The sequence below is a fragment of the Qipengyuania psychrotolerans genome (assembly GCF_019711355.1).
In the GTDB taxonomy this organism is placed as follows: Bacteria; Pseudomonadota; Alphaproteobacteria; order Sphingomonadales; family Sphingomonadaceae; genus Qipengyuania; species Qipengyuania psychrotolerans.
Genome location: NZ_CP081297.1, coordinates 462,144 through 478,493 on the forward strand (window position 1 = coordinate 462,144; position 16,350 = coordinate 478,493).

Genomic DNA, 16,350 nt, shown 5'->3' on the forward strand with positions numbered 1-16,350 from the left:
CAATGTCCGTAGATTGCGCGCGCCTCTACACGCCTTTACGGCTTTACGCTAGCATCCGCGCAGGTCGCGCGCGAACGGGGAGGGGAACCATGGATATTTTCGCAGTAAACTGGCTGGCGGTGGTGCTGGCAGCGCTGGCAGGATTCTTGGTGGGCGGTATCTGGTACGGCCCGTTGATGGGCAAGAGCTGGATGGTCGCCATGGGCAAGACCGAAGACGATCTCAAAAACATCAATCCGGCCAAGCTCTACGGTTTCACCTTCCTCCTCGCCATCTTGGCAAGCTGGACGCTGGCACACACTTTCGCCAGCTATGCGAAGGACCTGTCGACGGTTGTGAAGGTCATGACGGCCTTCGGCGTCGCACTCGGATTTATCGTGCCTGCACTCTGGACCAACTATCTGTTTCAGGACGCGAAAAAGCCGCTGTTCTGGATTGATGCGGGTTACTGGCTGCTATTTTATATCGCGATGGGTTTGGTGCACGCGCTGATGAGCTGATCAGGCTCCCGTCTTTTTCCGGTCGTCCCGAACATGGCCGTCGCCGTGATTTTCGCCATTGGGTGTAGCGACGATTTCGACGATGATATCGCCTTTCTGGAGGTTTTGGCATTCGTCTTCCCAGAAGCCGATCGCGCGCCCGTTGCGGTAGATGCGAAGTCCGCGGCCCCCGGTGCGAAGGTCATCGATTGCGCAGCCGCACTCGTCTTCGGTAACCTCGCGTTCCACCAGCTGGACGCGGCCTGATACCGAAGCAAGATCGGCCAGATAATCCGCGATGTGTTCGCCTTTGGCGGAACCTGCAAGCAGCAGGCCGGTGAAGCGCACCGGGTTGATGACATTGTTGGCGCCTGCTTGCCGGGCGAGCGATTCGTTGTCGTCGGCCCGCACAACCACGCTGATTGGTACCTTGGGCGCCATTGCGCGGACCGTCAGGACGATCAGTATCGAAGTGTCGTCACGTCCAGCGGAAACGAGCACGTTCTGCGCTTCTGAAATACGAACCGCCCTCAAAGTCTGGTCGCGCGTCGCATCTGCCGCCATGACATTGCAACCCAGCGCCTCGGCATCGGCAAGGCGCTCCTCGCTCGGATCGATAACGACGATAGATGAGGGATTGGTCCCGCGATCGATCAATTCGCCGACTGACTCGGAGCCGGAAATACCATAGCCGAGCACCACGATGTGGTTCGACAGCTGCTCCTGAATGCGGGCCATGCGCCATTTCTCCCAGCTGCGCTTGATGATGAAATTGTAGGCGGTGCCTACGAAGATAAAGAACACTGCAAATCGGATTGGGGTCACGATCACCGCTTCCACCAACCGCGCCCTGTCCGAAATCGGCGCGATATCCCCGAAACCTGTCGTGGTGATCGAAATCATCGTGAAATAGATCACGTCGAGAAAGCTGACTTCGCCATCCAGATTGTCGACCAGCCCTTCACGGTCCCACCAGTGGATCATCACGACAATGGTGATCAGCAATAAGGCCAGGCCCAGCCGGATGCCCAGGTCGCCCCACACCGGTATTCTGACCGCACGCCGCAACGGCTTGAAGCGCGGGCCGCGATAGGCCCTTGGCTGTTTGTCCGGTACAAGCCGGTCGATCTGCTTCTGGCTGCTCATCCAATACCTTAGGTGGGCGAGGGCGGGGAAGTGGTCAAGTGGACTTAGCTTTCATACCGCTGGCCCAGCGCACCAAGCGAGGCATGATGCGTGAGGTCGAGGTGGAGCGGGGTGACCGAGACAAAGCCCTCTTCGATCGCTTCAAGGTCGGTTCCGTGATCGAGCGTGTGTTCGATCGGTTCGAGACCGAACCAGAAATATTCGAACCCGCGCGGATCGCGTCCTTCGACCACGGTTCCGCGTGAATAGTCGTGAAAGCCCTGCCGCGTCACCCTGATGCCGCTGACTTCACTGGCCGGGCGCGGTGGGAAATTCACATTCACCAGCGTGCGCTTTGGAAGCGGTGTCTCGAGCAGCGGGGCGAGCACTTTGGCGCCCCATTCGATCGCTGCCCCAAACTGAACGCCGTCGCCGACAGTTTCGCTGGAATAGACCTGGCTCATGGCAATCGAGCGAATGCCTGCCAGCGCGCCTTCGATGGCGGCCGAGACTGTGCCAGAATAGGTTATGTCGTCACCAAGGTTCGCACCGCGATTGACGCCGGACAGGATCAGGTCGGGCGGGCCGTCCATGACTTTGCGCAGGCCCATGGTGACGGAATCGGTTGGCGTACCGGTCACCGAGAACCGCCGATTTCCATGTTCGCGCAATCTTACGGGGCGCGTCAGGGTCAGGGCGTGGCCCATGCCGGACTGTTCTTCATCGGGCGCACAGATCCAGATGTCGTCGGAAAACTGCCTCGCTATGCCTTCGAGAACTTCGAGGCCCTTGGCGCGGATGCCGTCGTCATTCGTGAGCAGGATCCTCACGCGGCAGGTTCCAGCCGCGTCACGCCGCCCATGTAGGGCGCCAGTGCTTCCGGCACGCTGACGCTGCCGTCCTCGTTCTGGTAATTCTCGATCACCGCGACAAGCGTGCGGCCGACGGCGAGGCCGGAACCGTTGAGCGTGTGAACGAACCGGGTCTTTTTCTCGCCTTCCGGGCGGTAGCGTGCGTTCATGCGGCGCGCCTGGAATTCCCCGGTGTTCGAACAAGAAGAGATTTCGCGGTAGGCATCTTGCCCGGGCAACCAGACTTCCAGGTCAAACGTCTTGCGCGCTCCAAAGCCCATATCGCCCACGCACAGCAGCATGCGGCGGTACGGCAGGTTTAGTGCTTCGAGGATACCCTCGGCGCACCTGACCATGCGTTCGTGTTCTGCTTCGCTGTCTTCGGGCCGGCATATGCTCACCAGCTCGACCTTTTCGAACTGGTGCTGGCGAATGAGCCCGCGCGTGTCGCGTCCGGCTGAACCGGCTTCGCTGCGGAAGCACAAGGTGTGAGCAGTGAGCCGTGTCGGTTCGGCAAGGTCGCCCAGGATATGACCTGCGACAGACGCTGTCAGGCTGACTTCGGAAGTGGGGATCAACCAGCGGCCATCGGTCGTGCGGAAGCTGTCTTCGGCGAACTTGGGCAGCTTGTCCGTGCCGTACATGGCATCATCATTGACCAGTACGGGCGGATTGCACTCGGTGTAGCCGTTCTCACGCGTCTGCTGGTCCAACATGAACTGGGCGAGCGCGCGGTGGAGGCGTGCCATGTCGCCGCGAAGGAATGTAAAACGCGCGCCGGAAAGCTGCGTGCCGGTTTCGAAATCCATGCCCAAGGCAGGGCCGATGTCGGCATGCTCTTGCGGTTCGAAAGCGAAGTCGCGCTTTTCGCCCCACTGCGACACTTCGACATTCTCGTTTTCGTCGCTTCCCGGAGGGACGTCAGCGGCCGGAATGTTCGGTAGGCTGGCGAGCAGCTCGGATAACTCGGCAGACGCTTCGCGCTCTGCCTCTTCCCATTCGGGCATCGCTGCCTTGATCTGGGCGACTTCCGCTTTGAGAGCTTCGGCCTTGTCCTTGTCGCCTTGGCCCATAGCTTGGCCGATCGCCTTCGACGCATCGTTGCGGCGACTTTGCGCTTCCTGCACTTTGGTGGTGGCTTCACGCCGCTTCAGGTCGAGAGCAATGATACTGTCGGAAACCGCCTCGCCGCCGCGCATCTTCATGGCGGCGTCGAATTCGGTCGGGTGGCTGCGGATATAGGCGATGTCGTGCATGGCCGCGCTATGCCGTTTGGACGCGCGCTTGGCCAGTGGGGAAACACTTATCGCGCTCGGTCATTGTGGACGGTGAGAAGGCATGACGCCGTGCGAAGCTGGATGAAGGACGACTAGACTTGCAAAGCCCCCCGCTTACGCCGCCGCGCCGGACCCGCTTCATCGATTTTATGGACGCCGCGATCAGGGCTGGGCGCAAGGTCGGCCTGGTGGACCCAGCATGTTTGCAGGCAGACTTTCTCCGTGAACAAGTCAGCGAAACCTATGGGCTCGATGACTTTGGCGACCCGTGGTTCGCCGCTGCGCTCGAAGTCATGCTGGGCTCGGTAAAGGAAGAAGCCCGGCTGAATGCGGCAGGTGATTTTTCCGCTGTGAAACAGTTCCATCACCTCTTGCGCGACAGGCTGTATGCCCAGCAATGGTTCGCCCGCCATCCCGAGATCCTGTCCCGCCCGATCCGCCGGCCCGTCATCATCGTGGGGCCCATGCGTTCGGGAACTACCCGGATGCACCGCCTGCTCGCCAGCGACCGGCGCTTTGCCCATCTACGCAGCTTCGAAACGATCAGCCCTGTGCCGCGCCCCGATTTCGGAGAAGTCATGGCAGGCAAGCAGGAGGATTTCAGGCCCAAGCTGGCATCGCGGATCATGAAGGTCGCCCGGCTGGCCAATCCGCGCACCCTATCGATCCATCCGACCGGTCCATTCGAACCGGAGGAAGAGCTCGGGCTCATTGCGTCCAGCATGTACGGCATGAAGTTCGAAGCGCAGTGGCAGGTCCCGACCTACGCCCGTTGGTGCGAGGGGCAGAGCGCGGTGCCGGCATATCGCCATATGGCAAACCTCCTCCGACTGATCGGTTGGTCACAGCAGGAAAGCTCGCTCAGGCCGTGGATATTGAAAACACCTCAGCACATGCTGGACCTGCCCGCCTTGCTCGAAGTGTTTCCTGACGCGCGGCTGATTTTCACGCACCGCGACCCGCAATCGGTGGTGGGCAGCGCGGCATCGCTCGCATGGAACCAGACGATCATCTACTCGGACGATGTCTCGCCGCAGGCAGTGGGACGGGAATGGCTCCGCAAGACAGAACTGATGATCAATCGAATGCGTTCGGCCCGGGATTCCATTCCGAAAGACCGGATGATCGACGTTCAATTCGATGCGATGGACCGCGATTGGCGCGGCACGATGGAGCGGGTCTACGAATTCCTCGATTTCGACATCGAGCCTGCCGTGCCGGGAATGGAAGCATTCCTTGCCAGGTCAGCTGCGCAGAAGCGCACACCGCACCAATACTCGCTGGCGGAGTTCGGTCTGAGCAAGGGTGAGGTGAGCGAGCGGCTCGGCGACTATGTCCGCACCTATGATATCCCGGTCGATAATGCGATGGTGGCGAACGATACGGCCCTGGCTGCGGTTTGAGCTGACGCAGAAGAGGCGGCGAACCGTGGTCACGGTCGCCGCCCCTCATGCAAATGTTCTGGCTCAGTATTCGAAGGTAATCGTCGCGAAAACCTGGCGAGGATTGCCATAGAATGCCGTGAGCGTGCCTTCAGGCCCCAAGGTAGGGATGGGGAAACCATTGGTGCCGTTCTGGATTTCGCCGGTTACCGGGTCGGTCAAGATGAAGGTATAGCCGCTCGTCTTGTATTCCTTGTCCAGCAGGTTCTTGCCGTAAACACCGAAGCTCCAGCGGCCGCCAGGTGCAGTCCACTTGGCGCTTGCATCGAGCAGTGGGTATCCGTCCTGATCGATGTAGGGGTTCGGGATTTCGAACTGCGCAGTCTTGCTGCGATAGGAGAGTGTCGCTCCAAGATAGAGATCACCGTTGCCCAGATCCGCATCGTAGCTCGCAGTCACGCTACCGGTGAATTCCGGCGTGTTCTGGACGACACGAAAGTCTGCCACGTCTGTTGGCGTGTTGCCGATGTTGGTGATGTATTCCTCGTATTGCGCATCGATGTAGCCGAGCGATCCTGACAGACCGAAACCGCCGTCGAAGCGGGCGTTTGCTTCCAGCTCCAGGCCTTTGAATGTCGCTTTACCGGCATTTGAGACGACGCCGCAGAAGGTCGGCAGCCCGCCAACTTCGCAAGCAACCGAGCCCGGGATCTGAACGTCGGTATAGTCGGCATAGAACGCCGCGGCGGCGATGTTCAGGATGCCAAGGCTTCCCTTGTAGCCGACTTCGTAGCTGTCCACCTCTTCAGGCGCGAAGCTGAGGAAGGAGGCAACTTCATCGTTCGTAGGTGCACCGGGCACTGCTGCCGGAGCATTTACGCCGACGCCGCGCGGATCGAAGCCGCCGCCCTTGAAGCCCTTGGAATAGCTGGCGTACAGATTGTGATCCGGTGTCGGCATGAAGCTGATCGACGCGCGCGGCGTGAACTTCTTGAACTCGCGGGTGCCGTCGAAATCGGTCGACGGACCTCCGAAGGGTACGCCCGCACCGCCGAAAATGGGTGAGCCGCCGCCAAGGTAGTTCTGGCGCAGGATATCTGCGCTGCGTTCGTCCCAGGTATACCGGCCGCCCACGGAAAGACTGATCTGCTCGCTGAGGTCGAACGTGAAATCGCCGAATACGGCGTAGGTTTCGGTTTCGACGTCTGCCCGCGTGAAGGCCGTAAGGCCAGGGAAAGTCGTGAAGATCCGGACATCGAACAGCGTATCTGCCTTGGCATCAAGGTAGTAGAAGCCAAGCAGGCCGGTAAGCGCGCCGCCATCGTCCCACAGCAGCTGGAATTCTTGGCTGATCTGTTCGTTGAGGTAAGCGCCGGGCACGTCGAGATCGACCGCTGGCAAGGCGTCGAAGTCGATTGGCGTATAGCTGTCATCCTTGCGCCATGCCGAGATCGAGCGAACCGTCAGTGCATCCGACAACTCCATTTCTGCATGGAGCGATACGCCGTAGCTTTCGACCTCCTGCTCTGGATCGTTGAGCGCCCCGCGGGTGTCGAACACGTTGTCGAGGATGGGCGCACCGGAAGAGAGGCCAGGGATCAGGCGCGTGCCGCCGCGCGGATCGGACGTGTCCTTGGTGTAATCGCCCTGTAGCCTGATGAAGCCAGGTTCGTCATATCCGCCGACCTCCAGGCTCAGACGGCCGGCCCAGATATCCTTGTTGTAGTTTTCCAGACCCGTCGTGAGATTGTCACCGAAGCCCCCGCGCGAAAGCCGCGCCACGGATCCACCCATCCGGACGAGGTCGCTCACCGGAAGTGAAGCCGATACCACCCCTTCGGCCTGGTTATATGTTCCGTATGTCGCCCGCGCCTTGAACGATGGCTCGAGCGGAAGGCGCTTGGTCACGTATTTGACCGCGCCGCCAATGGTGTTGCGGCCATAGAGCGTGCCTTGCGGGCCTCGCAAAACTTCGATCCGTTCGACTTCGTAGATATCGAGCACGGCAGCTTGCGGGCGGTTGAGGTAGACATCATCGAGATAAATGCCGACCCCTTGTTCGAAGCCCGAAACTGGATCCTGCTGGCCAACGCCGCGGATAAAGGCCGACAGGGTGGAGTTCGTTGCGCGGCTGGCTTCGAGGGTCACATTGGGAACCGAAGCGGCGATATCTGTAATATCAAGCGCGCCGCGCTCTTCGAGATCTTCGCCGGAAAACGCCGAAACGGCGAGAGGAACATCGAGCAGCCGTTCAACACGGCGCCGGGCGGTCACGACAATGACTTCGTCCTCATCAACGGCGGCCTGCGTTTCGTCAACGGACGGAGCATCGCTGGATTGCGCGGCCGCAGGCAGCGCCCACGCCATCGCAGATGTGCCGACCAGAAACGCTGCGCTCAGCCGTTTTGAACCAATTTTCATTGAAATTCCCTCCCTCAAGTTCTCTCAATGGGTGGGATATTGAAAACTGAACCACCTTTCAAGTTTAATCTTGCGCGGCTATGTGTGTTGGGGTTAGCCATTGGGCCTGAGGGGACTGAAATGGGAAGCGACACGAGTGAAGCATCGAAGGTGCCGCGGACGGAGCGAGGGCGCCGAACGCAGCGCAAATTGCTCGATGCGGCAGCGATAGAGTTCGGTGATCGGGGCTTTCACGACGCATCCATCAGCTCGATCACGCGCCGTGCGGGCGTGGCGCTCGGCTCGTTTTACACCTATTTCGACAGCAAGGATGCCATCTTCCGGGCGCTGGTCCTCGACATGAGCGAAGCGGTAAAGGTTGCTGCACGCGATGCGATTGACGACACCATGTCACCGCTCACGATCGAACGCGCCGCACTGGAAAGTTTTTTGCGTTTCGCTGGCGAACACAAGGAGATCTACCGAATTATCGATGAGGCGGAGTTCGTCGATCCCGAAAGTTACCGTGCGCATTATGAAACCATCGGCGAACGCATTGCCTTGCGCCTCGAGGAAGGAGGGAAAGCAGGCGAATTACGCGCTAACCTCGGCGAGGTGGAAGCTTGGGCGCTCATGGGAATGAATGTTTTCCTCGGCCTTCGTTATGCGATCTGGTCACGCGAAGGAGATCCCGCTGCGGACGAGGTCGCAAGGATTGCCAACTCGTTGCTTGCAAAGGGCATTCGCGCCTGATCCTTTGGAACACTGGGGCGCTTGGTCCGTTGGTGATGCAAAGGAGATTACGAATGATTGGCAAGATTATTGGCGCCTACATGGGCGACCGTCTCGCAAAGAAGACATCGACTGGCATCGGCGGCGCTGGCGGCGCTGCTCTTGGCGTTATCGCAGCAACCGCGCTGCGCCGCGTGAGCCTTCCGGCCATGCTGGCGATCGGTGCAGGTGGCTATCTTGCGAAGAAGCTGACCGAGAAGAACACCAAGACGGCAAGCGAAACCACCGTAGATGCCAAGCCGGTACAGAAGAAGTCGGCAAAGGCCGCCTGATTTTCTCACCGACGCGAATGAATTACGAAAGCCGCTCCCTCACGGGGGCGGCTTTTTCATGTGCGCTAACCGGGCAGCGTAATCGGCCGCGTTTCATATTGCTGCTGCCATTGGTGCACATCAGACAGCATGATCTCGCTTAGACGGCGCAGACGGTCGACCAGGCGGTTATAGCTCAAATCATCGCGCGCGAAGGATGATTTGAGCTTGCGAAGGCGCTTGGCAATTGCCGCCGATCGTTCTGCGGTGGCGGCAAAATCACCTTGCATTCGGATGCCGTACAAAGCTGCGGCCAGTACCGGGAAGAACGCGGTCGCAAAGGTCGTTACTGCTGTCAGGCTGACACCGAACAGATACCCTGTCTTGCCGGGCAGAACGACAGTCGAGAGGAACACCAGGCAGAACAGGATCGTGCCGACGAACAGTCCATCGCCAAGCTTGTGCAACCGGTGATTGGTATGCTCCATCATCTTGGCGTTGTTTTCGTGATAGCCGATCTGGTCGTCGATCAGATGGAGCGCTGTATCACGAACACGGCTCAGGTAATCCCGATCGAGCTGTCCCGGTGGCAGTTCAAGTTCTCTTGCAGTGGCACGGGCATACCACGTGACCCACCCGGGATGTGTCGTGCCGTCTTCCACATCGCGCAGCTCGAGGCGGCCAAGGGTCGATGACATGGCCAACAGGCGCAATCTTTCGGCCAAGTGCCTGCGGTCGATCCACATCTGGTGGAAGTCCGATTTGCGCGCGCTGCGGGTGTTGAGGATGATTAGCGAAATCACCAGCAGTTCTGCGGCGATCAGGACCACCTTGCCTTCAGGCCAGAACAGTCCGGAAAGGGCGAGCAAGACGGCGACAGCAGCCAAGGCGAAGTTCGTGACAAAACTGCTTCTGAAACGCAGCGCGAAATAGCTGGCGGCCATGTCCGCGCGGGCGAACCTGTCGGCGACTTCTTCGTTCAGCCGTTTGCCGAATACGCCCAGCTCTTTGAAGGGGCGCACCATGGGCATGAAATATTCGCGCATTTCCTCAATCGTAGGAATGCTGAACCGCGTTTTCTTCAGACTGCGGGTGCCGGCGGCCAGCAGGAGGAGCGGCCACGCAATGCTGTATTGGCGCCGCGTTGGAGCGGGGGAGTAGAATACCTTGAGCGATTCAGCGCCGTTACCGCCCGGGGGTGCACAGAGCGCTTCGAGCAGCTGCGGCAGTGCCTTGCTGAATTCTACGCGTTCCACACCGTCGATGGATGGCCGGTCGGGGATGTCCGTGTGCAGACCGCTCCACAGCAACTGCGGCGGGTGGATCTCGTCTGGCCAGACATGAAGCACCGGCACATGACTGGCGACAGCCTGCGCGACAACTTCCGTCGTGCCGCCGCGCCCGCGCGATGCATCTCCGTCCCACACCGCGATCAGGATATCCGACTGCGCCAGAACAAGTCGGCCGATCGCCTCATAAGCGGCAGTATCGCTGGGAGGGTGATCGACCAGGGCGACGGTACTGTCGGCGGCTTCGATCAGTGCGCTGGCGCGTGCCCATTCTGCTTCATCGAAATCGAGTGCGTAGTTTTCCGGTGAGAATGGCAAGCAAGCTGACAGTGCCAAGCCTTGTTCGATCGCGGCTTCTGCCGCCACTGTGTCCGCACCAGTCGCCATCGCCGAGACCAACCGGATAAGGGGTTCCTCGTCGGAGAAGACTTCGTGATGCCGTGCGAACAACTCGTCCAACGCTCCCTTGCTCTGAGCAAAGATGTTGGCGCAGCCGTGGCGAACCGCGTCATATCGATCCCTGGGGAGTCGGGGAGGGCGATGCCCTGTCACACCGAAGCGCAGTGTGAGGCGCGGTTTCAAATCGAGTATTTCGCGCATCTAGCTGGTCACGCTCTCAGTTACCCAATGCTGATCTGACCACTCGCAGAATTCATCGCATTGATCCAGTTGTCCGAACCAGCGCCTGAGGCGAAACTTCAATGTTTCCTGGGTCGCCTGGGTGTCATGTTCGCGCATTCTTTGCAGGTTCTGCCGCGCCGCGTGCGGATCACCTTGCAGCATATCCACAAGGAACAATCCCAAATAGGCTGCCCCGTTGATGTGATTGAGGCCGATTGAATATTCGTACTCTTCGCGCGCCTTGTCATAATCGCCCCGGCGCAGATGTACGCTGCCGCGCCAGGTACGGGTGGCGAATTGCGTGTGCGCTCCGGGTGCGCCGATCATCTCCAGCTCGAACTGTTCGAGAGCTTCATCGTGATTGCCGAGCAAGGCATAGGCGATGCCTGCATTGTAATGAGCCAGGCCGAAATTCGGGCTTCGCTGGAGTGCGCGTTCTGCGTAAATCAGCGCGTCTTTGGGCTGGCCAATGTAATTATAGGCTTCGGCAACGTGCGCCAGAACCATGGGGTTATCCGGGTCCAAGGCAAGTGCGCGTCCGATCTCGCCGTTTATCTTTGCCACGGTTTCCGGATCGTCGGGCATGACATGCATGTAAATCGTCGCGTTAGCGTCGGCCAGCATCGCATGGGCGAGCCCGTAGGAAGGCGCGATTTCGACCGCTTGCTGTGCGTCCTGCAAGGCCAGCATCAGCGTTTCACCAGTAATCTGGCGGTAATTGGCGACTGCCCGGGTCACCATTTCCCAGGCCGTAAGATTGTCCGGCTTCTTGAGCGCGTGTTCCATTTCCAGACGATTGACCTGGGAATTGAGATGCGCGGCCACTTCGATGACCAGGTCTTCTTCCAGCTCGGCCAGTTCTTCGAGCGGTCGTTCGAACTTCTGTGTCCAGAGGATCGTGCCGGTGCCGGCATCCAGCAATTGTGCGGTCACGCGGAGCGTTTTCATACGTCGCCGGACGTTGCCTTCGAGAATGTATCGCACGCCCAGGCTGCGGGCCATTGATTCGATGTCGGCGATTTCGCCATCGCGGAAGCGAGCGATGGCACTGCTTGAAATGACCCGCAATTCCGCGGCCTGCGACAATGCGTCGATAACGTCTTCGACAAGTCCAATGGCGAAGACTTCGTCGTCTTCGATGCCGGACCTGTTCTTGAATGGCAGAACTGCCAGCGATGGCAATTCGCCTTCCCGTTCGGCCGGTGGTGTCGGCGCAGCCATGGCTGGCGACGGCGGAGGGGGCGAAGCTTGCTCGGGTTCCGGTGAAGCCTGGTTCTTGCGGCGTTCGACAACCTGACGAATGTCCGCAACGAAGCCGCGCCAACGCGTGTTTGCCGTGTCGCCGTCCCAATTGGTCAGGTCGGCTGTTTGCGTCAGCTCGAACATGATCGGGCGTTCGCACTGCGATATCATCGCCGGGACCAGCGCTCCGTGCCGGTCACCGATCGTGGCCTCGGACCTTACCCAGCGTGACTGGACCGATGTCGCCGACCATAACACCACGACAGCAGGAGCTTGCCTCAGCGCCTTTTCGATAACCTCGTCGTAGGTGTCGCCGGAACGCAGCGTTTCATCCCACCAAACCTCAAAGCCTTCGCTCTTGAGGCTGGCGGCCATATGGCGGGCAATGTCTTCGTCCGCTCGGCCGTAGGATATGAACAGGTCGTGCAAAACTTCCCCGATCCACTGCTGTCCCTGCCGTTGGCAGGAAACGTTCTCAATAGCGCGAAAGTGCGCTGTTTACCATCATATGCGCCGCCTACGCCTGCCAGAGGACCTTCCCGGGGTAGATCGTCATATCGTAAGCCAGTTTGACGCCGTGCACCTTTTGCTCCGGAGCAATCCCGAAATCTGCGGCGACCGGAGAACTGTCGAGGTGATCCAGCACCATGTCGAATGTGACCAGTTTCGGGAAAGCGTCGAACTTGGTGACTTCGCCAACCGCCTCCGTGATGGCCTGATAACAGGCAAGATTGCCGTCATGGACATCCCGGAACTGTTTCAGGAACAGCTGCGGCACCTTGCGGTGGAACGCGTCGCCGAGGATTTCCAGATCCAGGCCAAGGCTACCATGCCAACCCTTATGGCGGCTTCCCATGTGATGATGGAGCGCCTTCACCGCGTCACCGAAGCCGCCGATCTTGCTGAGAACGCTGCTGTCCTTTTCGCCCGGATTGCTCAGGGTGAGAATTCTGTGCCGTTCCTGCCGCGCATCTTCGCCGAACGACTTGGTCGCGAACAAATCGACCGAAAGCGTGCCAGCGGCGTTGCCCTCGTCAGTGGGGAGGGTGATCCAGCCCTTCTGCTTCTGGTAACCGAAGATCTCACGTCCCGACGCAATGGCCACGGGATTGTCGAGCACGAGATAGGGCATGACCATGTCGAAATGGGTGGCCACTTCCTTGCCGCCGCGCTCTTCGATACGCACAGCCGGGATCCAGAAGGTCAATTCGCGCTCTGGCGACCAGCCCATCTTGGGTTCATCGACAAACCGGCCTGTGTGGATGTCGACGATGGTCATCATCATCATGGATGACATGGGCCGCACGCGGACTTGCCCCCCGCTGGGTTCATCGAACATGCGGCGGCAATAGGATTCCATCAGGGCGTAATCCGCCTCCAGCAAGAATGCCCACATGGTGGTATTGTCGAGTGTAATATTCCCCGGAAAGGTCGACATGCCCGGATGCACCACAAACTTGCCCGGACCATCCGACGAACGGGATGGATATTCTGCCTTGGTCAACGCCTCTGCGTCGACCCCGCGAATGTCGGTCGGGAATTTCGAGATTGCATGGCTGGCGAGCATTCCGGAAATTGTGCTTGCCTCGAACGAGCCGAGGTTTTGCCCGTTCTGGATCCAGTCGCCGGTAAGGTAGAGGTTTGAATAGGTCGAACCGCTTGCCGTCATCCGGTGCTTGGTCGAATTGCGAACCGTCAGAGTGTAGCGTTCGCTCGGATCGATATTGGCGCGGTTGTACTGACTGCGCAGTGTCCCGCGATGGGGGCCGCCGGGACCAAAGCCGTTGCCCCAGAAGTATGAGCCTTCATCGTCAAGAAATTTCTTGGCAATTTCCTCCACACGTTTGAGTTCGCGGGCAGGAAATTCATAATCCGATGATGGCGGTAGCGTATCCTTGCAGGGCAGCGGACCGCACATGATCTGTTCGGATACGACCTTTGCTTCGGGCGGCCATTCTTCGGTGGCAACCACCTCGGTGATATCACACCACGTATTGAGGTTTACCTTGTCATAGGCACCGACGAGAGAGGGTCTGCACCAGCCAAGGCCGTGTTCCTTCTTGTCCATCCATGTCTGGAGGTTTTGCGTCGCCGTGCTTTTGATCGTGTTGTTGAACCTGCGCCACTCCGGCTTCTGGGCGATAAGGTCACGGCAGATGATCGGATGCGCAGCTGGCGGGATGGCCAGCACGAGAGCATCGTAATCGTCACCGCTGCGCAAGGTGAGAGGGGGAAGGGCGTCCTTCCACTGGGTCCAATGGGATTCCAGGTCTGCTCCCGATGCCTCAAGCGCGGCGCCGTCCTCGATTTGTTTATAGAGCGGGCGATCCGGCCAGACATATTGGCCGCTTTTAAGCTGCTTGAGGGGTTTGTAGCTATTGCCGGTAAGCTTTACCTGGCGGCCCAATTCGACCGCTTCGATTTCCCCGCCGTCAGCGGATGGCACAAGGCGGTCGACGCGGTGAAAGAATTCCACTTTCACCCCGCGCTGCTTGAGCACTTCGTAGATCGGCTGAACGATGGCATCGCCCGTGGCGCTGTTGAACTTCCAGATGATCGAACCCTGGTAGGTGGCCGTATTCATCAGGGAGACGACCATCGTCCCCGCCTCAACTTCGCCGTGACGCGTCCAGTCGCCCTGGGGATAAGCGAAGATCAGATCATAAAGGCTGCGGATTATCGCTGAATTGACCGTGAGTTCGTCTGCACCATGAGATGTCAGCCATTCGCGATAGTCGAGCTGGTTGACGCGTTCCAGATTTCCTTCCGGGTCGAACAAGAGCCCGTCGCGCAGCGATCCTATCAAGCTGGACAGGCCCAGGTCCGCGCAGACCCAGAAGTGGCGCAGCTGGTCATCGGTCTCAAGCAATGGACGCGCACGGCGCTGGATCCAGCTTCGCAATCCACCAAGGATTTCTGCCAGCATATTGTGATGGTGTGCGCCGTGCTTGCGCGGATCATCGATCAGGGTCTGCGCCACTTCCAGCGCCTCCTTGACCAAAACCGTGACCGCCTCGGCGACGAGATGCTCGATCCCCAGCAATAGCCGGGTAAGCATCCTGCGCCACCATGACAGTCCGGAAAGGTCAGGGTGGTTCGAGAAGGTCTCGCCGTGGGTGCCCAGAACCTCGCTCTCAATCCATTCGAGCACTTGCACGACCCGGCCCCAAAGGTCAGGCGCCTGGTCGATCCCAGGTGTGCCGGGCATGACGGGCACAGAGAACTCCCAAGGCGACTGATAGTCCTTTTCGCGGTCCATCAGGGTGAGCCGGTCCACCTTGGTGAAGGCCTTGTCCCATGTCTTGAAGTGCAGGTTTTTGGCCTCGCCATAGGCTTCCTGAACCATCTTGAAGGCATTCTGGTAGGCGCCCATGAATACGTGCAGCCCGTGTTCCTGAATCCTCTCCCCATGATCAGGATTGCGGCCCGTCGCGCATTTCCCGCCCAGCCGCCACCCAAGCTGGTAGATCGTGATGTCATATTTGCCGCGCTGCTCCGGCGCGCTCAGGTAAAAGGCGGCAACGACGCCCGACAGGCCGCCTCCCAGAATTGCGATGCGTGTTTTGGTCATGCGAGTTCACCTTCGGGCAGGTGCAGTTCGCTGCTTTCGACATCTCCCTTGGAAGGCCAAAGCGGCAAGTCTGTTCGGTTCGAGAAAAGGTGGAATGCTGCGAAAAATGCAGGAATGCCCATCACGAAAGGCGAGATGAGGTGTACATCCTCGATTTCCGGATAGCCGAGCCAGGTGTCGATGATTGCCATGCTTGCGTAAATGCCAACCGGGATCGAGATCATGAGCCGCGAATTCATGCCGGCTGCAGGCTCCAGCGGCAGTTTTCGCTCGACCAGTCGGTAAGCGAAAAACACCGTGAAACTGGCAATCAACCAGCCGCGGAAATTGAGCAAGGGTACGCCGAAGTGCGGCCCTGGCTGGGTCCACACCCAGGCGGGATGACCCACTTCGCCTGGGTCAAGCTGCGGCGTAAGGCACTTGAGCTCAGAGTTCTGGCAGGGGTGGTAGCTCATCACGGGATCCATGGTCAGGTCCCAGGCCGTCATCACCATAGCGCTCAGGATCGACAGCCAGATGATTGGCACGATGCCGGTCCGGCGAGATACGGGGCCACCTTCGGCAATAAGGTTCGTGATGATGTAGCTGGGGTAGAACATCATGTACCAGGCCAGCGGGATCAAATAGGGGATGCGTCCGAAGGCCTTGTAGCCAAGCACGTGAGTGTAGAAATAGTCGCCGAAGATCAGGCCGGTGCTTTCTCCGACATACTCGAAGCAAAATGAAATCAAGACGGCCATGCCGAACAGGGTGAGCGCACGCTTGCGGCCAAGCAGGAGTATCGAATGTCCCAGGCAGACTGCGGCAGCACTCGGGACCAGGATATCCCAGGGGATGCGTTCGAGCGGCATGTTGAAGCCGCCGGTACGTATGCCGACGTAAAAGACGACAATCGTCAGTATTGTCAGGATAAGCCAGACCGCGGCGGGGATTCGCCCGACCCTACTGGATACTTCCCCCATAAAATCCCTCCGCATGAACCGGCGAATTTCGCCAAATGTCCTTGCGACCCAAGTGCGACATCGTAGGTCCATGCATTTGAAAAGCAAGCAACAGCCGGTTCTCCGTTA

General features: G+C 59.4%; 12 protein-coding genes. 4 read left to right on the forward strand and 8 right to left on the reverse strand.

Annotated features, from left to right (window positions below; genetic code table 11):
• The first annotated feature begins 89 nt into the window (after positions 1–89).
• Complete coding sequence (locus tag K3166_RS02205) at positions 90–500, forward strand: DUF1761 domain-containing protein (RefSeq protein WP_221423083.1); 411 nt, start codon at positions 90–92, stop codon at positions 498–500.
• Here the strand turns inward: K3166_RS02205 and K3166_RS02210 are convergent, their stop codons facing one another.
• The 3 genes from K3166_RS02210 to serS are packed head-to-tail and all read right to left on the reverse strand — an operon-like array spanning position 501 to position 3,711.
• The gene (locus K3166_RS02210; RefSeq protein WP_221423084.1) at positions 501–1,625 is read right to left on the reverse strand and encodes a potassium channel family protein; all 1,125 of its coding nucleotides are present in this window, start codon (positions 1,623–1,625) and stop codon (positions 501–503) included.
• 44 nt (positions 1,626–1,669) lie between these two features.
• Positions 1,670–2,434, reverse strand: coding sequence for a 5'/3'-nucleotidase SurE (gene surE / locus K3166_RS02215; RefSeq protein ID WP_221423085.1), 765 nt, complete (start codon positions 2,432–2,434; stop codon positions 1,670–1,672).
• Complete coding sequence (gene serS / locus K3166_RS02220) at positions 2,431–3,711, reverse strand: serine--tRNA ligase (protein ID WP_221423086.1); 1,281 nt, start codon at positions 3,709–3,711, stop codon at positions 2,431–2,433. The genes surE and serS overlap by 4 nt, the downstream gene beginning before the upstream one ends.
• 119 nt (positions 3,712–3,830) lie before the next feature.
• Between serS and K3166_RS02225 the strand changes: the two genes are divergently transcribed.
• Entirely contained in the window at positions 3,831–5,135 is a 1,305-nt protein-coding gene (locus K3166_RS02225) for a sulfotransferase family protein (RefSeq protein WP_247714696.1), read from the forward strand.
• Between the two features lie 63 nt (positions 5,136–5,198).
• Here K3166_RS02225 and K3166_RS02230 read toward each other — a convergent pair whose 3' ends face one another.
• Positions 5,199–7,535, reverse strand: a complete 2,337-nt coding sequence (locus K3166_RS02230; protein WP_221423087.1) for a TonB-dependent receptor — start codon at positions 7,533–7,535, stop codon at positions 5,199–5,201.
• Between the two features lie 120 nt (positions 7,536–7,655).
• On the opposite strand from K3166_RS02230, the gene K3166_RS02235 reads away from it, so the two are divergent.
• Both K3166_RS02235 and K3166_RS02240 read left to right on the forward strand, forming a co-directional pair.
• A complete protein-coding gene (locus K3166_RS02235) occupies positions 7,656–8,267 on the forward strand; it encodes a TetR/AcrR family transcriptional regulator (protein ID WP_221423088.1) in 612 nt (203 codons plus the stop codon).
• Between the two features lie 53 nt (positions 8,268–8,320).
• A complete protein-coding gene (locus K3166_RS02240) occupies positions 8,321–8,578 on the forward strand; it encodes a hypothetical protein (RefSeq protein WP_221423089.1) in 258 nt (85 codons plus the stop codon).
• Positions 8,579–8,643: 65 nt separating this feature from the next.
• On the opposite strand, the gene K3166_RS02245 is transcribed toward K3166_RS02240, so the two are convergent.
• From K3166_RS02245 to K3166_RS02260, 4 genes are all read right to left on the reverse strand, one after another.
• Positions 8,644–10,305, reverse strand: a complete 1,662-nt coding sequence (locus K3166_RS02245; protein WP_221423090.1) for a hypothetical protein — start codon at positions 10,303–10,305, stop codon at positions 8,644–8,646.
• A gap of 141 nt (positions 10,306–10,446) precedes the next feature.
• A complete protein-coding gene (locus K3166_RS02250; protein WP_221423091.1) occupies positions 10,447–12,138 on the reverse strand; it encodes a TIR domain-containing protein in 1,692 nt (563 codons plus the stop codon).
• 88 nt (positions 12,139–12,226) lie between these two features.
• The gene (locus K3166_RS02255; RefSeq protein ID WP_221423092.1) at positions 12,227–15,280 is read right to left on the reverse strand and encodes an NAD(P)-binding protein; all 3,054 of its coding nucleotides are present in this window, start codon (positions 15,278–15,280) and stop codon (positions 12,227–12,229) included.
• The gene (locus K3166_RS02260) at positions 15,277–16,242 is read right to left on the reverse strand and encodes a carotenoid biosynthesis protein (RefSeq protein WP_221423093.1); all 966 of its coding nucleotides are present in this window, start codon (positions 16,240–16,242) and stop codon (positions 15,277–15,279) included. The genes K3166_RS02255 and K3166_RS02260 overlap by 4 nt, the downstream gene beginning before the upstream one ends.
• Positions 16,243–16,350 lie beyond the last annotated feature (108 nt).